Annotated in this window: 17 protein-coding genes and 1 pseudogene; 9 read left to right on the top strand and 9 right to left on the bottom strand. The window is 70.5% G+C overall.

What is annotated here, in order from left to right; translation table 11 throughout:
- The 4 genes from FLW16_RS19175 to FLW16_RS19165 all read left to right on the top strand — a co-directional run bounded on the left by FLW16_RS19175 (window position 1) and on the right by FLW16_RS19165 (window position 2,313).
- A complete protein-coding gene (locus tag FLW16_RS19175; RefSeq protein ID WP_142561465.1) occupies window positions 1–450 on the top strand; it encodes a carboxymuconolactone decarboxylase family protein in 450 nt (149 codons plus the stop codon).
- Between the two features lie 308 nt (window positions 451–758).
- Window positions 759–926: a hypothetical protein gene (locus FLW16_RS43780; RefSeq protein ID WP_185949497.1), complete on the top strand. Its 168-nt coding sequence runs from the start codon at window positions 759–761 to the stop codon at window positions 924–926.
- Between the two features lie 86 nt (window positions 927–1,012).
- Window positions 1,013–1,648, top strand: coding sequence for a pyridoxamine 5'-phosphate oxidase family protein (locus FLW16_RS19170; RefSeq protein WP_142561464.1), 636 nt, complete (start codon window positions 1,013–1,015; stop codon window positions 1,646–1,648).
- 116 nt (window positions 1,649–1,764) lie between these two features.
- Complete coding sequence (locus tag FLW16_RS19165; RefSeq protein WP_142561463.1) at window positions 1,765–2,313, top strand: dihydrofolate reductase family protein; 549 nt, start codon at window positions 1,765–1,767, stop codon at window positions 2,311–2,313.
- A gap of 117 nt (window positions 2,314–2,430) precedes the next feature.
- Here FLW16_RS19165 and FLW16_RS19160 read toward each other — a convergent pair whose 3' ends face one another.
- Window positions 2,431–3,150, bottom strand: a complete 720-nt coding sequence (locus FLW16_RS19160) for an SDR family oxidoreductase (protein WP_142561462.1) — start codon at window positions 3,148–3,150, stop codon at window positions 2,431–2,433.
- 74 nt (window positions 3,151–3,224) lie between these two features.
- Between FLW16_RS19160 and FLW16_RS19155 the strand changes: the two genes are divergently transcribed.
- Window positions 3,225–3,791: a TetR/AcrR family transcriptional regulator gene (locus FLW16_RS19155; RefSeq protein ID WP_142561461.1), complete on the top strand. Its 567-nt coding sequence runs from the start codon at window positions 3,225–3,227 to the stop codon at window positions 3,789–3,791.
- Window positions 3,792–3,859: 68 nt separating this feature from the next.
- On the opposite strand, the pseudogene FLW16_RS19150 reads toward FLW16_RS19155, so the two are convergent.
- Window positions 3,860–3,985 (bottom strand): annotated as a pseudogene (locus tag FLW16_RS19150) (sigma factor); the annotation flags it as partial.
- A 42-nt stretch (window positions 3,986–4,027) separates the two neighbouring features.
- Between FLW16_RS19150 and FLW16_RS19145 the strand changes: the two are divergent.
- Entirely contained in the window at window positions 4,028–4,462 is a 435-nt protein-coding gene (locus FLW16_RS19145) for a YbjN domain-containing protein (protein ID WP_185949492.1), read from the top strand.
- A gap of 228 nt (window positions 4,463–4,690) precedes the next feature.
- Here the strand turns inward: FLW16_RS19145 and FLW16_RS19140 are convergent, their stop codons facing one another.
- Entirely contained in the window at window positions 4,691–5,317 is a 627-nt protein-coding gene (locus FLW16_RS19140) for an NADPH-dependent F420 reductase (protein WP_142561459.1), read from the bottom strand.
- A 28-nt stretch (window positions 5,318–5,345) separates the two neighbouring features.
- A complete protein-coding gene (locus FLW16_RS19135) occupies window positions 5,346–5,813 on the bottom strand; it encodes a MarR family winged helix-turn-helix transcriptional regulator (RefSeq protein ID WP_260615383.1) in 468 nt (155 codons plus the stop codon).
- A 126-nt stretch (window positions 5,814–5,939) separates the two neighbouring features.
- Between FLW16_RS19135 and FLW16_RS19130 the strand changes: the two genes are divergently transcribed.
- Complete coding sequence (locus FLW16_RS19130) at window positions 5,940–7,451, top strand: MFS transporter (protein WP_142561458.1); 1,512 nt, start codon at window positions 5,940–5,942, stop codon at window positions 7,449–7,451.
- A gap of 11 nt (window positions 7,452–7,462) precedes the next feature.
- Complete coding sequence (locus FLW16_RS19125; protein WP_142561457.1) at window positions 7,463–8,269, top strand: alpha/beta fold hydrolase; 807 nt, start codon at window positions 7,463–7,465, stop codon at window positions 8,267–8,269.
- 112 nt (window positions 8,270–8,381) lie between these two features.
- On the opposite strand, the gene FLW16_RS19120 is transcribed toward FLW16_RS19125, so the two are convergent.
- The 3 genes from FLW16_RS19120 to nrdR form a co-directional block, all read right to left on the bottom strand.
- Complete coding sequence (locus tag FLW16_RS19120) at window positions 8,382–9,152, bottom strand: SDR family NAD(P)-dependent oxidoreductase (protein WP_142561456.1); 771 nt, start codon at window positions 9,150–9,152, stop codon at window positions 8,382–8,384.
- Between the two features lie 331 nt (window positions 9,153–9,483).
- Complete coding sequence (locus tag FLW16_RS19115; protein ID WP_142561455.1) at window positions 9,484–12,399, bottom strand: vitamin B12-dependent ribonucleotide reductase; 2,916 nt, start codon at window positions 12,397–12,399, stop codon at window positions 9,484–9,486.
- A gap of 117 nt (window positions 12,400–12,516) precedes the next feature.
- Complete coding sequence (gene nrdR / locus FLW16_RS19110) at window positions 12,517–12,981, bottom strand: transcriptional regulator NrdR (RefSeq protein WP_142561454.1); 465 nt, start codon at window positions 12,979–12,981, stop codon at window positions 12,517–12,519.
- Window positions 12,982–13,413: 432 nt separating this feature from the next.
- Between nrdR and lexA the strand changes: the two genes are divergently transcribed.
- Window positions 13,414–14,130, top strand: coding sequence for a transcriptional repressor LexA (gene lexA / locus FLW16_RS19105; protein ID WP_239108415.1), 717 nt, complete (start codon window positions 13,414–13,416; stop codon window positions 14,128–14,130).
- Window positions 14,131–14,220: 90 nt separating this feature from the next.
- Here lexA and FLW16_RS45250 read toward each other — a convergent pair whose 3' ends face one another.
- The gene (locus FLW16_RS45250) at window positions 14,221–15,876 is read right to left on the bottom strand and encodes a cellulase family glycosylhydrolase (protein WP_260615382.1); all 1,656 of its coding nucleotides are present in this window, start codon (window positions 15,874–15,876) and stop codon (window positions 14,221–14,223) included.
- A 213-nt stretch (window positions 15,877–16,089) separates the two neighbouring features.
- Window positions 16,090–19,263, bottom strand: a complete 3,174-nt coding sequence (locus tag FLW16_RS19095) for a S41 family peptidase (protein ID WP_142561453.1) — start codon at window positions 19,261–19,263, stop codon at window positions 16,090–16,092.
- Window positions 19,264–19,335: the final 72 nt, after the last annotated feature.

Raw genomic sequence — 19,335 nt, 5'->3', positions numbered from 1 at the left:
ATGACCCAGAGGATCAACGTCGGCGAGCTGGCTCCCGAGGCGTACCGGGCCATGTTGGGGGTGGAGCGTTTCCTGTACGAGTGCGACGTGCCCCACGCCACCCTGGAACTCGCCAAGATCCGGGCCAGCCAGATCAACGGCTGCGCCTTCTGCCTGGACATGCACCACCGGGATGCCAAGAAGGCCGGGGAGAGCGACGAGCGCCTCTGGTCGGTTGCCGCCTGGCGGGAGGCGCCCTGCTACACGGACGCCGAGCGGGCCGCGCTCGCGCTGACCGAGGCCGCGACCCGGCTCGCCGACCGGCCCGACCCCGTGCCGGACGAGATCTGGGCGGATGCGGCCAAGCACTACTCCGAGGAGCAGCTGGCCGCGCTGGTCGTCGCCATCGCGCAGATCAACGCCTGGAACAGGATCTGCGTCGTGAGCCGCAAGGTGCCCGGTTCCCTCTGAGTGAAAACGGGAGGACGGCGGCACGCGGGGCGAATAGTCTGCCTAACGTCATGGAAGGAGGAAGGGCCATGAGACGTAGCACGATCCGCAGGCCCCGCCGCGTCCGTCGTCCCGTCGCCGATCTCGACCTGCGCACCCCCTCCGGCCGGCCGCTTCCGTACTGAGCTGCGCTTTCAGAGGCCCTCGTGCAGAGGCCCTCGTGCTCCCAGAGGCTTGTGTGACACGGGAGGCTTTACGCCTCTTTTACCAAGTCTCCGGTATCTATACCGGAAAGGTCACGGAACCATCACGGTCGGGGGGAAATGAACATGGTCACGGTGGTGCCGTCGCTCGCCAAGGTCAGGGACATCAGGACCGCCCTGCGCCGCAGGCCCGGGCGGGACAGGAGAGACCGGAAGATCGTCGATCTCAGGGCCTACACGGGCGGGAACGTCATCCGGTTCCCGAGGACGTCAGGACCGACGTCCGCCGCCTGAGCCGGTTCTTCCGCGGCGATCCACGAGACGGCCCGTCCGGCGTCCCGCCGGGCGGGCCGACGGCTTTACTGGTTGAATGTCACCTCATGAGTGATCTGTCCGTAACCGAGCGAACCCGGCACCGCCGGCTGCGGGAGCAGGGCCGCACCGGCCGGGAGGCGCTGTTCGAGGTGCTCCGGGCCGGGTTCGTCTGTCACCTCGGCGTGGTCGTGGACGGCGACCCCATGGTGGTGCCGACGGTGTACGGCTTCGACGACGACCATCTGTACGTGCACGGCTCGGTGGCCAGCCGCAGCCTCACCCGCGGCACGACGGTCTGCGTGACGATCACCCACGTCGACGGCCTCGTGCTGGCCCGGTCGGTCTTCGAGCACGGCGTGAACTACCGCAGCGCGATGATCTACGGCGTGCCGCGCGTGCTGGAGGACGACGAGAAGCCGCCGGCCCTGCGGTGCCTGACCGAGCACGTCACCCCCGGCCAGTGGGACTACGCCCGGCAGCCGAACCGCAAGGAACTGGCCGCCACGACGATCCTCGCGCTCCCGCTCGCCGAGGCGTCGGTCAAGGTGCGCGAGGGCCACCCGGACGACGCCGACGACCCGCACGACGTGTGGGCCGGGATCCTGCCGCTCACCCGGTCGTGGCAGGCCCCCGTGACCGACCCGCAGGCCGCCGCCCATCCCGTCCCGCCGCACATCCTCGCCCGCACCACACCCTACTGACGGTGTCACTCAGCTGGTACGGTGACCACAAACGATCAACGGATCGGTCACTCGGCCCAGGACCGGGGACGAACCATGACTCGGCTTCGGGCTTCCGAGGCCTGCGGAGAGAACGCATGAGTGATGTGGGCACCGGCACCGGCACCGGCAAAGTGGTCGTGAACAGGGCGATGTCGCTGGACGGCTTCATCGCCGGTCCTGGCCACTCGATGGACTGGATCGCCGATTACCTGACTCCGGACGCGATCCCGGAGGTGATGGCGGCCACGGGCGCCATGCTCGTCGGCCGGGGCACGTACGAGGTCGCCAAGCGCATGCCCGCCCAGGACACCGCCTACGACGGGGGAACACAGTTCGTCCTCACCCACAGGCCTCCCGACGAGCCGGACCCTGCCGTCACATTCCTCACCTGTGGACTCGAGGAAGCCGTCGCCACGGCGCGCGGCGCCGCGGACGGCAAGAACCTGGAGATCCTCGGTGCCGACGTGGCCGCCCAGTGCCTGCGGCGCGGGCTCGTCGACGAGATCCTGGTGTATGTCCTACCTGTGCTCCTCGGCGACGGCGTCCGCTTCTCGCCCCCAAGCCTGGACAGGATCGACCTGGAACCTTTCAGCAACACCCAGTTGGGCGCGGTCACGATGCTCCGCTTCCGCGTGCGGAAGTAGGCGCGGCACGTCAACCGCCGATGCGCTGTCCCTGAACGCTCGCCGGGTGTGACCAGGCGGCAAAGGTGCGCGGTGGCCCGAACCGGCCCTCGCTCGCCCCGGTGACGAGGATCCTCCTCAGGCCGCGCTCGGCTTGAGGCGGACGCCGCCGTCCACGGTCAGCACGGTGCCCGTCGCGTAGCCCGTCTCGATCAGGTAGGCGATCGCGTTCGCCACGTCGGCGGGGGTGCCGACCCGGCCGACCGTGGTCGCGGCGGCGAACGCGTCGAGCGCGCCCTGCCGGTCGTCCCCCAGCCCGTCCCACCACTCCGTGTCGATGACGCCGGGCGACACCGCGTTGACCCGGAGCGGGGCGAGCTCCACCGCCAGGCCGGGGATCATCGACTCGATCGCGCCGTTCACCGCCGCGAGCCCGGCCACCCCGGCCATCGCGCTGGCCGCGCTGGCCGCCGAGACGAAGGTCAGCGACCCGTCCCGCCGCAGCGCCGCAAGCGCGGCCTGGGCGGTGACCACGTGCGCGATCAGCTTGTCGTCCAGGGCGCTGCGCAGCTCGTCCGGCGAGAGCGAACGGAACGGTCCGCCTCCCTTCCGGCCCGACACGTTGACCACGACGTGGTCCACCGGGCCCAGCCCGGCGAACAGGCCGCGCATCGCCTCCGGATCGCGGGCGTCGGTCACCGCGCCCGAGCCCCGCTCCCCGATCTCCTTGACCGCCCGCTCCAGCCGTTCGGGCGTACGGCCGGTGACGACGACCTCGCGGCCCGACGCGGCCAGCCGTACGGCGGTGGCCAGGCCGATGCCGCTCGTGCCCCCGACGATCACCACGCGTTCACTCATCGGAATCCCTCTCAATACGAGACATGATGCCTCGAAATCGTAAACCGAGACACGGTGTCCTGTAAAGTGGCGGCATGGTGGGGAGGCCACGCAGCGAGCAGGCACGCCGGGCGATACTCGAGGCCGCGCTGCGGCTGTGCGAGCGCGACGGGTATCCCAACGTGACGCTGAAGGGCATCGCCGAGGAGGCGGGCACCGGCAGGCAGACGCTCTACCGCTGGTGGGACACCAAGGCCGACCTGCTGCTTGAGGCGATGACCGACCTTGTCGGGAGCTCCAGGGCGCCGTCGCAGGCCGACCTCCAGACGTTCCTGAGCGAGACCTTCGCGCTGGCGGACGGCGTGGTCGGCAGGGTCGTGGCCGGCCTCATGGCCGAGGCTCAGAGCGACCCCGCCCTGGGCGAGCGCCTGCGGGAGCGGCTGATCGGCCCACGGCGGGACACCCTGCGGGCGGTGCTGGAGCGGATGCCGCCGCCCCCCGGCACCCACCTGGACCTCCTGGTCGACCTGATCTTCGGGGTCATGTGGTATCGGCTGCTCAACCGGCACGCCCCGCTCGACGCCGCCCTGGCGGAGGACATCACGGCGCTCGTGGCCAGGATCGCCGCAAGCCCGGGACCCCCCGGGGACTTCCCGGGCTGACGCGCCTCTACAGGACGGCGACTCCGACGACCACGCCCAGGCGCCAGGGTCACGGCCCGGTCGGCGGCGTTCCACCGCAGGCAGGAGTCCTGCACGGCGTCCTCGGCCTCGGCGGCGGAGCCGAGCAGCCGGTGGGCGAGCCCGAAAAGCCGGGCGCGGTGGCCACTGGACTCCTCCTCCGGATCCTCTGTCACATCCGCCACTTCATTGACGACTCGATGCGGCAGGATGGAGCGGTGACGCCTTCCCCAGCGGTCGTCCAGCCGGACCGGGACCTCCTCGAGGAGATCCTGGACGAACTGGACATCGAGCACACGATAGACACAGAGGGCGACCTGGCGATCTCCACCGCCCACCTCACGATCTACTTCCTGTTCGGCAAGGAAGGAGACCTGTTCACCGTACGGTCCTTCTACGACAGGCAGTACTCGGTGGACGACAAGCCGATGCTGCTCACGGCGCTCAACGAGTGGAACGCGGACACGATGTGGCCGAAGGTCTACGCGTTCACCCAGGACAACGGCACCATCCGGGTCGTCGGCGACTCCCAGGTCTACATCGGTGCCGGCGTGACCAGGGAGCACCTGACCACGATGGTGGCCCACTGGGTCAGGTTCTCGATCAAGTTCTACCGCTGGCTCACCGACCGGATCGCCTTCGAGACCGACTGATCAGGCCGGCGGCGTCCCCGGCAGCCCCTGCGTCCGCCGCGCCGAAGGTCTCGAATCCGCGCCAGGGGCCGGGGCCGGCCGAGACACGGGACCTGCTCGACCAGGCGCGGACGGCGAGGGGCGGGTGCCGGACTTCGCGCACGACCTGCGCCCGCACGGCCTGCTCGACGCGACTCCGCCGCTCCGCCGAGACCGGCACCCGCCAGACAATCACCCCGGCCTGATCCGTCAGCCTCGCGCGAGGGCGTCGCGCAGTTCGGCGGCGGTGAGTCGGGGACCGTAGGCGGGCTTGTCCCGCTGGAAGCGCCGTCCCTCCGCGAGCGGGCCCGCGTCGACCACGTCGAAGCCGAACGAGTCGGTCAGCTCGGCGACCGCCTTCTTGGCGTCGGCGTCGTCGCCCGCGATGGGCAGCGCCCGCCGGTTCTCCGCGCCGGAGGGCAGACCCTGCTCGGCGAGGTGGACGTAATTGATGGAGTTGAACGCCTTCACGACCCGCGACCCCGGCAGATGCGCGGCGAGCAACTCGGTGTCGGTGGTCTCCCCCGCGTCGAGCTCGGGGAAGTGACCGTCCCGCTCGAAGTAGTAGTTGTTCGTGTCGATGACGATCTTGCCGTCCAGCGGCTCTACCGGCACCTCCCGGTATCTGCCGAAGGGAATCGTCACGACCACGATGTCCCCCGCCGCCGCGGCCTCGGCCGCGGTGGCTGCGCGTGCGTTCGGGCCGAGCCCGGCCACGAGTTCGGAGAGCGTGTGCGGCCCGCGGGAGTTGCTCAGCACCACCGAGTGCCCGGCGTCGACCGCCAGCTTCGCGAGGGTGCCGCCGATCTTCCCGCTGCCGATGAATCCGATGACCATGGCTGGGGCAACACGGCCGCCGCCGGTGTCATTCCCCCGCCGGCGTGTCCTGAAGGACGACGACGGCCCGTTCGAGGAGGTCACGTAGCCGGTCGGCCTCGTCGGGCGTGAACTCCTCCACCAGCCTGCGCTCCACGGCCACGGCCGCCGCGTCGGCCTTGCGCAGCAGCGACTGCCCGGCCCGGGTGAGCCGGGTGACGAGCACCTGGGCGTGATCACTGGAGGGACGCCGCTCCACCAGCCCGCGCGACTCCAGCGTCTTGAGCACGGTCGTCATGCTCTGCGGGGTGACCGAGCAGAACCGCGCCAGCTTCGCCCCCGAGATGCCGGGCGCGAGCGACAGCGCGTACATCGCCGCGTACTGCGGGACGGTCAGCCCGAACGGCCGCAGCACGCGGCTCTTCTCCGCGATCAGCGCCTGTTCCGCACGCTTGATGGCGTTGCCGGGCCGCCACGCCACCGCCTCGGCGATCCTCGCCTCCTCGGCTCCCATCATCACGCTCCCCGCGCCGTCAGGGCTCTGACATGCGGACCCTACCACCGGTTTGACAGGGCTCCGGCTATTCATCCATCCTCTGATGTCCATCAGAGTTCTTATGGTTATCAGAATTGGATGGTTTCGATGCCTGCGGATTGTCCTGGACCACGAGGGCGGGCGCCGTCCCTCGCCGTGGTCTGCGCCGCGGTGCTGCTCGTCCCGGTGACCGCCACGGGCACCGCCGAGGCGCTCGGCGACATCGGCGCGGATCTGCGCGCGGGGCTGGACGCCACCCAGTGGGTGGTCAACGCCTTCTTCCTCACCTTCGCCGCGTTCATGGCGAGCACCGGGGCGCTGGCCGACCGGTTCGGGCGGCGCAGGATGTTCGCCCTCGGCGCCGGCGTGTTCACGGCGTCGATGCTCCTGGCCGCCGCCGCCCCGGACATCGGCGTACTGATCGCGGCGAGGGCGCTCGCGGGAGCGGGCGCCGCCGCGGCCACCACCGGCGGCACCGCGCTGCTCGCGCACGCCTACCCGCCCGGCCCGGGCAGGACCAGGGCGTTCGCCTGGTTCGGCACCACGCTCGGCCTGGGTCTCGCCTTCGGCCCGGTGATCGCCGGAACGCTGGTCGGCGCCGTCGGCTGGCGCGGCCTGTTCGCGTCGGCCGGGATCGCGCTGCTGCCGGTGCTGCCGCTGAGCGCGTTGCTGGACGAGTCGCGCGCCGCCCTGGACGGCCCCATGGACTGGGGCGGCGCGGCCTCCTTCACCCTCGCGCTCACCGCCTTCACCTTCGGCGTGATCGAGGGGCCGGCTCTCGGATGGACGCACCCGGCGGTGCCGGCCGCCTTCGCCGCCTGCGCCGTCCTGTCGGCGGCCTTCGCCCTGGCCGAACGGCGTCATCCCGCGCCGCTGGTGGATCTGTCGCTGCTGGCCCGGCCCCGGTTCGCGGCGATCGCGTCCATGCCGTTCCTGCTCGCCTTCGGCTTCGTCGCGCTGACGATCGTGCTGCCGCCGTACCTCATGGCCACCTCCGGGTACTCGGCCCGGCAGGCGGGTCTGACGTTGATGCTGCTGACCGGGCCGACGCTGGTGATGCCGCCCGTCACCGGCGCCCTGGCTCGCCGCCTGTCGCAGCGCGTCCTGCTGGTGTCCACGCTGCTGCTGGTCGCGGCCGGGACCGGTCTGCTGGCGGCGGTGCCCGCCGGTTCGGGCCCGGCGCGGCTCGCCGTGCCGTTGCTGCTGATCGGGGCGGGTTTCGGCGTGTCGCTGGCCGTGGTCGACGGGGCGGCGGTCTCCTCCGTCGAGCCCGCGCGGGCCGGCATGGCGGCGGGGCTGTTCAACACCGCCCGCATCACCGGCGAGGTCGTCGCCATCGCCGTGCTCGGCGCCGTCCTGTCGGCGCTGACCCGGGCGAGCCTGACCGGCCGGTACGGCGAGGCGCGAGCGGCCCGGGCGACCTCCCGCCTGCTGCAGGGGGACATCGCGGGCGCCGTGCCGGCGGGGGCCGGGCCGCTGGAGTTCGCCCGCCTGGCGAGCGCCGGCTACGCGGACGCCCTGCACACCGCCCTGTGGCTGCTGACCCTCCTGTCCCTGGCCGGCGCACTCGCCGTCGGTCTCCTGATGTCCGTCCGCGAACCCGCGCGGATCACCACGTGAAAGGAACGATCATGCCTGTCGTCACCGTCGGCTCCGGCACCGTCAGCTATCTCGTCACCGGAACCGGGCCCGGCCTCGTGCTCGTCCACGGCACCGGCGCCACCGGCGAGACCAACTGGGCCCCGCTCATCGAGGCCGTCGCCGATCGCTTCACCGTGGTCGCCCCCGATCTGTCGGGCTCGGGCGCCACCGTCGACGGAGGCGGCCCGATCCACGTGGAGGACCTGGTCGCCCAGGTGCTCGGCGCGGCCGGGCACGCCGGTCTGGAGCGGTTCCACCTGGTCGGCCACTCGCTCGGCGCCGTCGTGGCGCTCGCGGCGGCCGGCACCCGGCCGGACACGGTGCTGTCGCTGACCGCGCACGCCGGATGGGCCAGGACCGACCCGTGGATGGCCTTCCAGATGGACCTGTGGATCCGCCTGGTGCGCACCGACAGGGAACTGCTCGCCCGGCTGCTCCAGGTGACCGCGATGGGCGACGCCACGCTGCGTGCCCGCTCGCCGGAGGACTTCGAGCAGGCCGCCGCCACGTTCACGGCCTCTCTCGACGGGACGGAGGAGGGGTTCGCCAGACAGGCTCTGGCCGACATCTCCGTCGACATCACCGAGCTGCTGCCACACGTGTCCGCGCCGACGCTGATCGTCTCCAGTGCCGACGACCGGATCGTGCCGCCGCACCACCAGCGCGAGCTCGCCCGGCTCATCCCCCACGCCGAGCTCGTGACCGTCCCCGGCGGCCACGGCCTGCCGTTCGAGGACCCCGCCGCGTTCACCGCCGTCATCACCGGCCACCTGGACCGCGTGACCGCAGCGGTCTGAGAGAAGGCGCAGGGGCCGGCGCTCGCCGGCCCCTATCGGAAAGCACGCCCTATCCGTGAACGCACAAGGTGTCGGAGATACCCGTGCGGACGCGGCGAAGAGTACGACGTTCTCACGGTGGCATGCGATAACCCGCGTCGAGCCTGGAATTGGCGGCGTTGAAATATCTGTTCTCAACGATGTGAGCGGCGAACGCCGCGAATTCGTCCGGGGTCCCGAGCCGGCGAGGATTGAGGAACTGTTTGATCCCCTCCGCCTTCATGTCCTCGTCGGCATAGTCGTTCACCATGGGGGTGTCGAAGCCCCCGGGGACGATGGTGTTGACGCGTATTCCCCGCCCGGCGAACTCGCGGGCGGCCGGCAGGGTCATGCCCTCGATGGCGGCCTTCGTCGCGGCGTATCCGACCAATCCGGTGGTTCCCTCGCGGGCGGCGACGGAGGAGGTGTTGATGATGACGCCCCGCTCACCGTCCTCGTCGGGGGCGTTGCCAAGCATCACGGCCGCCGCGTGGCTCATGACGTTGAACGTGCCGATGAGATTGGTGCTCACGAGCCGGGTCAGCACGGTCGTATCGCTGGGCCGTCCGGAGTCGGTGACGAGGATGACGGGCGCGAGGATGCCGGCGGTGTTGACGTTGATGTCGATCGTTCCGAACCTGTCCAGGGTGGCGGCCACGACGGCGGCGACCGCCTCGGCGTCGCCGATGTCGGCGCCGATCCCGAGAGCGTTCTCGCCGAGATCGTCGGCGATCTGGGCGGCGAGCGCGCCGCGCCGGCCGACGATGACGACGTTCGCGCCCCGCGCGGAGAAATGTCGTGCGACTCCCGAACCAAGCCCGGAGGTGCCGCCGGCGACGAGGACCGTCTTGCCGCGAATGTCCATGATCTACCTTCCGGAGCAGGTCGGTGGCGCGTTCCACGGCTTCGCGCCGTCTCAGGCATCCTCACAGTTTGTGCAGAGCCAGGAGACTCCGGATATGCATGCCATGGTCTTCTTCGGCCGACCCTCGGGAAGTAATTCCCTTTCTCGCCGGAAAGATTCGTACATTGTTTGGGGCAACCGTTAAAGCCGCTGCGCCAATTTAAATGCCGTCGAAACGGATCGTTTCGTCGCCGGTGATTTTCCCCCGTGCTCAGGCGGAGAAGTCACGCGGTCGAGAAAGGCGAAGGGGGCCGGCGCTCTCGCCGGCCCCCTTCGCTCACGGGGTGGTTGGTCAGCTGCAGCCGCTGGTGCTGCCGCAGCCCTCACAGACGTAGCAGCTGCCGGCCGGGCGCATCTTGGTGCCGCAGGTCATGCACAGCGGCGCGTCCGCCGTACGGCCCTGGTGGCTCTCCAGCGAGGCGCCGACCCGGCGCGGCTCCGGCACCGCCACCGGCACGACCTGCCCGGCGGACGGACCCTCGGCGGGCTTCGCCTCGGCGGGCGCGGACTGCGCCTTCTCGACAGGCGCGGCCTGCCCGCTCTCAATGGGCGCGGACTGCGCCAGGGCGGCGGTGTCCACGTCCTGGAGCGCGGCCGGGTCCTCGCCGCGCTGCTGCGCGGCCCGCTCGGAGGCGGAGAAGATGCCCAGAGCCGCCCGGTCCTCGTACGGCAGGTAGTCGAGCGCCAGCCGCCGGAAGATGTAGTCCATCACGGACTGCGCCATCCGGACGTCGGGGTCGTCGGTCATGCCCGCAGGCTCGAAGCGCATGTTGACGAACTTCTGCACGTACGTGTCCAGCGGCACGCCGTACTGGAGGCCGATCGAGATCGCCACGGAGAAGGCGTCCATCACGCCCGCGAGCGTGCTGCCCTGCTTGGACATCTTGAGGAAGACCTCGCCCAAGCCGTCGTCGGGGTAGGACGAGGCGGTCATGTAGCCCTTGGCGCCGCCCACCGTGAAGCGGGTGGTGGTGCTCGGCCGCTGGTTCGGCATCCGCCGCCTGGTCGGCCGCGCGACCTCCACGACCTGGACGATCGGCTCCTTCTCGGCGGAAGTCTCGGCGGGGACCTCCTCGGACGTCTTCTTCGCGACCGACAGCGGCTGGCCGACCTTGCAGTTGTCGCGGTAGACGGCCAGGGCCTTGAGGCCGAGCTTCCAGCCCTCCAGGTAGACCTGCTCGATGTCGTCCACCGTGGCCGACTCGGGCAGGTTCACGGTCTTGGAGATGGCGCCCGACAGGAACGGCTGGACGGCCGCCATCATCCGGACGTGGCCCATCGGGGCGATGGCCCGCTCGCCCATCGCGCAGTCGAACACCTCGTAGTGCTCCGGCCGCAGGCCGGGGGCGTCCACGACGTGGCCGTGCTCGGCGATGTACTCGACGATGGCCTCGACCTGCTCCTCGAGGTAGCCGAGCCGGCGCAGCGCCCGCGGGATCGTCTGGTTGACGATCTGCATCGAGCCGCCGCCGACGAGCTTCTTGAACTTCACCAGCGCCAGGTCGGGCTCGATGCCGGTGGTGTCGCAGTCCATCATCAGGCCGATGGTGCCGGTCGGGGCGAGCAGCGACGCCTGGGCGTTGCGGTAGCCGTTCTTCTCGCCGAGCCTGAGGCACTCCTGCCACTGCCGGGTGGCCTCGGCGTGCAGGGCCTTGTCCATGTCGTCGAGGGTGCGCAGGTCGTCGTTGGCCGCGGCGTGCTTGCGCATGACCCGCTTGTGCGGCTCGGCGTTGCGCTGGTAGCCGTCGTACGGGCCGACGATCCCGGCGATCTCGGCCGAGCGGCGGTAGGACACGGCGGTCATCAGCGAGGTGATCCCGGCCGCGATGGCCCGGCCGCCGTCGGAGTCGTACGCGTGGCCGGTCGCCATCAGCAGCGCGCCCAGGTTGGCGTAGCCGATGCCGAGCTGGCGGTACGCCCGGGTGGTCTCGGCGATCTTCTGCGTCGGGAAGTCGGCGAAGGTGATCGAGATGTCCATCGCGGTGATGATCAGCTCGGTCATCTTCACGAAGGTCGCGACGTCGAAGGAGTCGTCGTCACGCAGGAACTTCAGCAGGTTGATCGACGCGAGGTTGCACGAGGAGTTGTCCAGGTGGACGTACTCCGAGCAGGGGTTGCTGGCCGTGATGCGCCCGGTCTCGGGGCAGGTGTGCCAGTCGTTGATCGTGTCGTCGTACTGCAGGCCGGGGTCGGCGCACTCCCAGGCGGCCTGGGCCATCTTGCGGAACAGCGACCGCGCCTCGACCTCCTCGATGACCTCGCCGGTCAGCCGGGCCCGCAGGCCGAAATTCCCGCCGGCCTCGACGGCGCGCATGAACTCGTCGGAGACCCGCACCGAGTTGTTGGCGTTCTGGTACTGGACGGACACGATGTCCTTGCCGCCGAGGTCCATGTCGAACCCGGCGTCGCGCAGCGCGCGGATCTTGTCCTCCTCGCGCGCCTTGGTCTCGATGAACTCCTCGATGTCGGGGTGGTCCACGTCGAGGACGACCATCTTGGCCGCCCTGCGGGTGGCGCCGCCCGACTTGATGGTGCCGGCGGAGGCGTCGGCGCCGCGCATGAAGGAGACCGGGCCGCTGGCCGTGCCACCGCTGGACAGCAGCTCCTTGGACGAGCGGATGCGGGAGAGGTTGACCCCCGAGCCCGAGCCGCCCTTGAAGATCACGCCCTCTTCCTTGTACCAGTCGAGGATCGACTCCATCGTGTCGTCCACGGCCAGGATGAAGCAGGCGCTCACCTGCTGCGGCGAGCGGGTGCCGACGTTGAACCACACCGGGGAGTTGAAGCTGAAGATCTGGTGGATCAGCGCGTGCTTGAGCTCGTGGTCGAAGATCTCCGCGTCCTCTTCGGAGGCGAAGTAGCCGTTCTCGACGCCGGTCCTGGTGTAGACGCCCACGACCCGGTCGACGAGCTGCTTGAGGCTCGACTCGCGCTGCGGGGTGCCCACCGCCCCGCGGAAGTACTTGGTGGTGACGATGTTGGCCGCGTTGACCGACCAGAAGTCCGGGAACTCCACGCCGTGCTGCTCGAAGTTGACCGAGCCGTCCCGCCAGTTCGTCATCACGACGTCGCGCCGCTCCCAGCGGACCTCGTCGTACGGGTGGACGCCCGGGGTGGTGAAGACGCGCTTCATCTTCAAACCCTTGCGCGGGCGCTTGCCCGGCCGGCCCCCTGCGCCCGATACGGTGCCGCTCACGGTCTCCGTCATGACTTCCCCCTCCCAGGGCCCGGTGGAGCCCCTCTTTCGGACCACGCTCGTTACAACCTCATCGTCGCGCCGCGCCGTCGCGCGCCGCCGCCTCGTCCCGGTCCCCCGGGAAGGCACCTACTCCTCGCCCCCCGGGCCGTGGGCCGCGCGGAGCCGCTCGATCTCCGCCTCGAAGTCCGCCAGCGTCTCGAAGCTGCGGTAGACCGACGCGAAGCGCAGGTAGGCCACCTCGTCGAGGTCGCGGAGCGGACCGAGGATGGCCAGGCCCACCTCGTGAGAGGCGATCTCGGCCGCGCCGGTGCCCCGGATGCTCTCCTCGACCCGCTGCCCGAGCTGGGCGAGGGAGTCCTCACCGACCGGGCGTCCCTGGCAGGCCCGCCGCACACCGGCGATGACCTTCTCCCGGGAGAACGGCTCGGTGACCCCGCTGCGCTTGCTCACCATCAGCAGTACGGTCTCCTGCGTGGTGAACCTGCGCCCGCACTCGGGGCAGGTGCGCCGACGGCGGATCGCCGCCCCGTCCTCGGCCGCACGGCTGTCCACAACCCGGGTGTCCGGATGGCGACAGAACGGACAGTGCACTTCATCGCCTCCCTGAACGCACATCCCCGAACACAAGGTGTGGTGAACTTACACCGCTGTGACTACTAGATGTTGTGGTCCAACCGTAGGAGCGCCCGACCTTGAACGCAAGTCGAACCGGCGTTGGGCGGGGAAGTGCCTGTTCGGCGCGCGTGTCGCACCTCCAGTCACGGCCGCATCAACTGCCCCGCCCGCCGTGGAATACGCCCTTTACGCGCCTTTCCCCGCCGATTTCCGTACGGCTTCTGACCTGGGCGTACTGCGACCAGAGAAGATCGGGTAAATCGAACACGGGATCGATCGAACTCCCGTACGATGATGTGGACGGCGAGATCGGCGATTTCGCTGGATATCGAACAATTGTTTGACGGTGATCTTGAATCGCGGTACGGTCGCTCTGTGCGACATGAGGAACACGGATTGAGAGGTGGCATCGTGAGTGACCGAAGTGAGCAAGCGGATGGCGTCAGCGACCTCGCGGTTCGCAGGCGCGACTCGCTTGGCCTCACCCCCAGGCAGCGGAAGATCCTCGAGGTGATCCGCGACTCGGTCCAGCAGCGCGGCTATCCGCCGTCCATGCGGGAGATCGGGGAAGCGGTCCAGCTGACCAGCACCTCCAGCGTGTCGCACCAGCTCACGGCGCTCCAGCGTAAGGGTTACCTCCGGCGTGATCCCCATCGCCCCCGGGCCCTGGAGGTCCGGCTGCCGGGCGAGCCGGTGCTGTGGGTGGACCCGGACGCCACCTCCGAGGAGGAGTCCGGATTCAACCGGCCCACCGCGGCCTACGTGCCGCTGGTCGGCCGCATCGCGGCCGGTGGTCCCATCCTCGCCGAGCAGAGCATCGAGGACGTGTTCGCGCTGCCCAAGCAGCTCGTGGGCGAGGGCACGCTGTTCCTGCTCCAGGTCTCGGGCGACTCGATGATCGAGGCCGCCATCGCCGACGGCGACTGGGTCGTGGTGCGGCAGCAGCCGGTCGCCGACAACGGCGACATCGTGGCCGCCATGATCGACGGCGAGGCCACCGTGAAGACGTTCAAGCGCAAGGACGGGCACGTGTGGCTGGTGCCGCACAACCCCAACTACGAGCCGATCCCCGGTGACGAGGCCACCGTGCTCGGCAAGGTGACGGCCGTCCTGCGCAAGCTGTAGCAGCGGCTCACCGGTTCCGGACGCCGCACAGGGACAAGCCCGGCGCTCACGAGAGCGCCGGGCTTGTGCTGTGCCGTGTTCGGTCCGCCGTCAGGAGGCGGTGCAGCTCACCGGCGAGGGAACGCCGTTGGTGCCCGACCAGCTGCCGTTGAAGCCGAAGGTGGTCGAGACCCCGGCCCCGAGCGCGCCGTTGTAGGACAGGTTCGTCACCGTGACGTTGGCGCCGCTCGCGCTGAGCGCGCCGCTCCAGAGCTGGCTGATGCTCTGGCCGTTCGGGAAGGCCCACTTCACGGTCCAGCCCGAGATGGCCGAGGAACCCGCCTTGACCGTGACCTCACCCTGGAAGCCGCCGGGGTACTGGTTGGCGACCTTGTACGTGGCGGTGCAGGTCTTCCCGCCCGGCGACGAAGGAGACGCGGACGGCGACACGGAGGGAGACGCGGATGGAGACGCGGAGGGAGACGCCGACGGCGAGACCGACGGGGACACCCTCGGCGAGGCCGAGGGCGACACCGGCGGCGTCGGGTTGCCGCCGGTCGGCGGGATCAGGTAGGGCGAGATGATGCTCTGCTTGGCCTGGTCGACCGTCGCCCAGTCGTCCTTCAGGATGCCGCCCGTGTCACCCGAGTTGGGGTTCCACGACCAGTAGGTGAACGACATGCCGTTCACCCCGCTGCCCATGTACTTCATGAGCTCCTGGAGCCAGATCTTGTCGATGTTGCTGGCGAGCGTCGTGCCGAACTCGCCCACCATGATCGGCGCGATGTTCTGCTTGTACAGATAGCCGAAGTACTTGTCCCAGATGGCCGGCATGTTCGCCGGGTACGACGGGTCGTCGAACCACGCCTGGTGGTAGACCGACGTGGCGTACTCGTGCGGCGAGTAGACGAGCCGGTTGGCCACGTTGAGCCGCACCGGGTACTGCCCCGCCTTGGTGAGGTTGCCGCCCCACCAGCCGCAGTCCTCGTCGTTGCTGGGGTCGTTGTCCCAGGTGTTGGACAGGCCGCCGCTCGGGCAGCTCACGCCCTCCACGAAGATCAGCCAGTTGGGCTGGACGGACAGAATGGCGTTGCCCGCGCGCTCGGCCGCCAGGCGCCAGTCGCGCGACTCGTCGCCGCAGCCCCAGCAGGAGCCGGTCGCGTTCGGGTCGGTGCCGTCGGCGTGCGGCTCGTTGTGCAGGTCGGCCCCGATGACGGTGGTGTTGCCGGCGTAGTGCTGGGCCAGCGACTTCCAGTCGCTGATCCAGGTGGACTCGGGGACGCCCGAGGTGTACCACAACGCCGTCTGGCCCGCGCTGGTCGGCCGGTGGCGGTCGAGGATGATCCGCATGCCCTTCTGGCCCGCGTAGTCCACGACCCTGTCGAGGATCTGCAGCGGGGACAGGCCGATCAGGTCGGGGTTGGAGTAGGTGTTGACGCTCGTCGCCTGCGCGCCCGGCTTCAGGGCGTCGTCGGAGAACGGCACCCGGATGGTGTTGTAGCCCAGGCTCGCCATGAGGTCGAGCTGGCTCTTCCACGGGTTGTTCGCCCACAACCCGTGGAAGGTCTTGTTGTCGGTCTCCATGCCGAACCAGTTGATGCCGGTCAGCCGGACCGTGGCGCCGGTGCTGTCGACGATCTTGTTCCCGCTGGTGTGCAGGTAGCCGGTGCCCGTGCCGGCGGCGTTGGCCGGCGACCCGGTGACGACGAGAACGGTCGCCGCCATCGCGGCGGCTGTCGCCAGCCCGCCGAGAATTCGTCTGTACAAGACGTGCCTCCCACGGGGGCGCACGCCGACGGCGAGCCATACGGTCAGGCGCGCACCCCAGACCACCGCCGGAGCGGTGGTGGTCGCGGCATGCCCTGACCGCACGCCTACATCGATATGACTAGTTTGTGGCTCGGGCGTAATTTTGTCCGGAAGGCCAGTCGATCGTCAACGTCCCGTCACGGCACGATGTCGACGAGCCTCGATCCAGGATCACGGCAGCGGCGGCAACTCCGGCGGGGTGGCCGGTCGCCTCTCCTGGAGCGCCGCCAGGGCCAGCTCCACCGCCCGTGCCAGCTGCGGATCCCGCCCGGCGACCAGGTCCTGCGGCGTCACGACGACCTCGACGTCCGGGTCGACGCCGTGGTTCTCGACGCCCCACCCCTCGCCTTCGAGCCAGAACGAGTAGCGCGGCTGCGTGACGACGGTCCCGTCCACGAGCGAGTAGCGCGAGTCGATGCCGATCACGCCACCCCAGGTCCGCGTGCCCACGAGCGGTCCGATGCCGCGGTTCTTGATCCCGGCACTGACGATGTCCCCGTCCGACCCCGCGAACTCGTCGGTGACCGCCACGATCGGCCCGCGAGGCGAGTCCTCCGGGTATCGGGCCGGCTCATACCCCCGGGCCAGCGACCACCCGGTCACCCGCCGCTGCAGCTTCTCCAGCACCAGCTCGGAGACGTGCCCGCCGCCGTTGTCGCGGATGTCCACGATGAGCCCGTCGAAGCCCATCTCGGCACTCAGGTCCCGGTGGAACTGCGCCCACCCGGTGGACATCATGTCCGGCACGTGCAGGTAGCCGAGCCTCGAGCCCGACGCCTCCCGCACGAACGCCCGCCGTCCCACCACCCAGTCGTGGTAGCGCAGCCGCGTCTCGTCCGCGACGGGCGTGACGACGACCCGGCGGGTCTCGCCGCCGGAACCGGGCTGGACGGTCAGCTCCACCGGCCGCCCCGCCGCACCGGACAGCAGTGCCAGCGGCCCGCGGACCGGATCGACCGGGCGCCCGCTCACGGCGACGATCGCGTCGCCCTCCCGGACGGCGACGCCGGGCGCGAGCAGCGGCGAGCGGGCCTCGTGGTCGGAGGACTCCCCGGGCAGGATGCGGCTGATCCGCCACACCCCGTTCTCGTCCCGGGCGAGGTCGGCGCCGAGCAGGCCCTGGCGGCGCCGGGGATCGCGGCCGACACCGCGCGGCCGCGCGTACGCGTGGGAGGTGGCCAGCTCGCCCTGCACCTCCCAGAGCAGGTCGATCAGCTCGGAGTAGGCGCCGATCCGCTCCACGAGGAGGGCGTAGCGGTCGAGCGTGGCCGGCCAGTCCACGCCGTTCATGTCCGCCCGCCAGAAGTGGTCGCGCATGAGCCGCCCGGCCTCGTTGTAGGCATGCCGCCACTCGGCGACCGGGTCGACGGTCACGGCCACACGGTCCAGGTCGATGGTGACGACCTCGTCGTCCTCTCCGGTGGCGCGGGTCTGCAGGCCGTTGCCGCCGCCGGTCACCAGGCGCGTGCCGTCACCGCTGACCTCGAAGGCCCCGAAGTCCCTGCCCAGCTCGCCGACCTTGCGCTTGACCAGGTCGTAGCGTTCGAGGACCGGCTCGCCGGGCTCGGTGCCGTCGCCGATCTCACCGGTGAGCGGATGGCGCAGCCACAGCAGGCAGCCCTTGGCGGCACGCAGGTTGGAGTAGGTGCCCGCGGGCACCGGCACGGGCACGATCCGCGCCGCCAGCCCGTCGGCATCCACCTCGGTCGCACGCGGCGGGTCGGACCTGCCGTCGTTCTTGCCGTCGTTCTTGGCCTCGTTCTTGGCATCCGGGCCGGTGTCGTCCTCCCCGCCGAAGCCGCGGCCCGCCAGTGAGGGATCGAACGGCGAGGGTGTCGTGGCCTTGAGCGGCACCAGGTAGGGCCGGCAACTGGTCGGGAAGGACAGGTCGAAGACGTGACTGTCGTAGACCGGGTTGAACGTGCGATCCGAAAGGAAGGCCAGGTATTTGCCGTCCATGGTGAAGGACGGGCTGTAGTCGTTGAAGCGCGGCGGGGTGACCTCGATCGCGGTGCTGCCGTCGACGCGGGCCAGCTTGAGGTGCCAGCGCCAGGGCTGATAGGCATGCGCCCACGCGAGCCAGGCCGAGTCCGGCGAGAACGTCAGGTGCTGCACGTCGCCGTGGGTGGTGCGGTCCATCTCGCGGACGTCCCCGGAGTCGAGGTCGACCACCAGCAACCGCCCGTCGTGGGTGGCGACCGCGACGTGTCTGCCGTCCGGCGCGGCGGCCAGGTCGAGCACCCGGCCGAGCCGCCCGGCGGCCAGCGTGCGGATCTCGCCGCCGGGCGTGCCGATCTCCAACCCGTCCTCGCCGGAGGCGTCCGACACCCAGACCGCCCGGCCGGCGTCGTCGAGAGGCCGCGGCAGCCGCACCCGGACGCCGGGCTCGGCGCGCAGCGCGCCGGCGGGGCCGTCGCGGTGGGGCAGCCAGTGGGCGGTGCCGCGGATCTCGACCACGCTGGCCCGTCCGATGCGGTCCGGCGCGAAGTCGCCGACGTCGGTCGGCGCCGGGTGCTTGGCCCTGGCCGGGCGCGGCCCGCTCAGGGTGATGTCCAGCTTGTACGGCTCGGCGTCCAGGCTCTCCAGCAGCCACAGGTCGCCGGCGAGGCTGTAGACGACGCGGGAGCCGTCCGATGCGGCATGCCGCGCGTAGAAGCCGCGGTGCGTTGTGTGCTGCCGCAGGTCAGAGCCGTCGGGCAGGCAGGAGTAGAGGTTGCCGTCGCCGTCGGTGTCGGCGAGGAAGGCCAGGCGCTCCCCCACCCACATGACCGACCAGTGCTGCGCGGGGTTGTCGGCGAACAGGCGGGTGAACTCGCCGTCGCCCGTGGCGTCCACCCAGATCTTGGCCGCGGTGCCGCCCCGGTATCGCTTCCACTGCGACGGCTCGCGCCATATCGCCGAGACGCATGCCACCCTGGAGTCGCTGACCGCGGCCTCGCTGACCCTGCCGTACGGCAGAGCCGTCGCCGGGCCGCCGTCCAGCGGAACCGCGTAGGCCCACTGCCGGGATCGTGAGCCCTGGCCCGCGGCGGTGACGGCAAGCACGTTCCCGTCCTCGGTCCAGCCGCGCACGCCCGTCATGCCGTTGCCCCAGTGCGTGAGCCGCTCGCCCTCCGCGCCGTCCAGATCGGCGGCGAACACCTCGGGATCGCCCTCGCGGGTGCTCGTCCACGCGATGCGCGTGCCGTCGGGGGAGAACCGGGGGTGGGAGACCGGCACCCGGTCGGCCGTGAACCGCCACGCCCTGCCGCCGCTCGTGGGCGCCAGCCAGACGTCGTCATCCGCCACGAAGGCGAGGAGGTCACCGTTCAGGTGGGGGAATCTCAGGTATGCACCATTCGCCACACCCGCACCCTATGCCGGATGGCGGCGGCTCCGCCGTACCGGACAGGTTCGTGCACGGTACGGCGGAGCCGG

The organism is Microbispora sp. KK1-11 (assembly GCF_006874435.1).
Classification (GTDB): domain Bacteria; phylum Actinomycetota; class Actinomycetes; order Streptosporangiales; family Streptosporangiaceae; genus Microbispora; species Microbispora catharanthi.
Note: the sequence above shows the minus strand (reverse complement) of the source record. Positions and strands in the feature narration are given on the sequence as shown.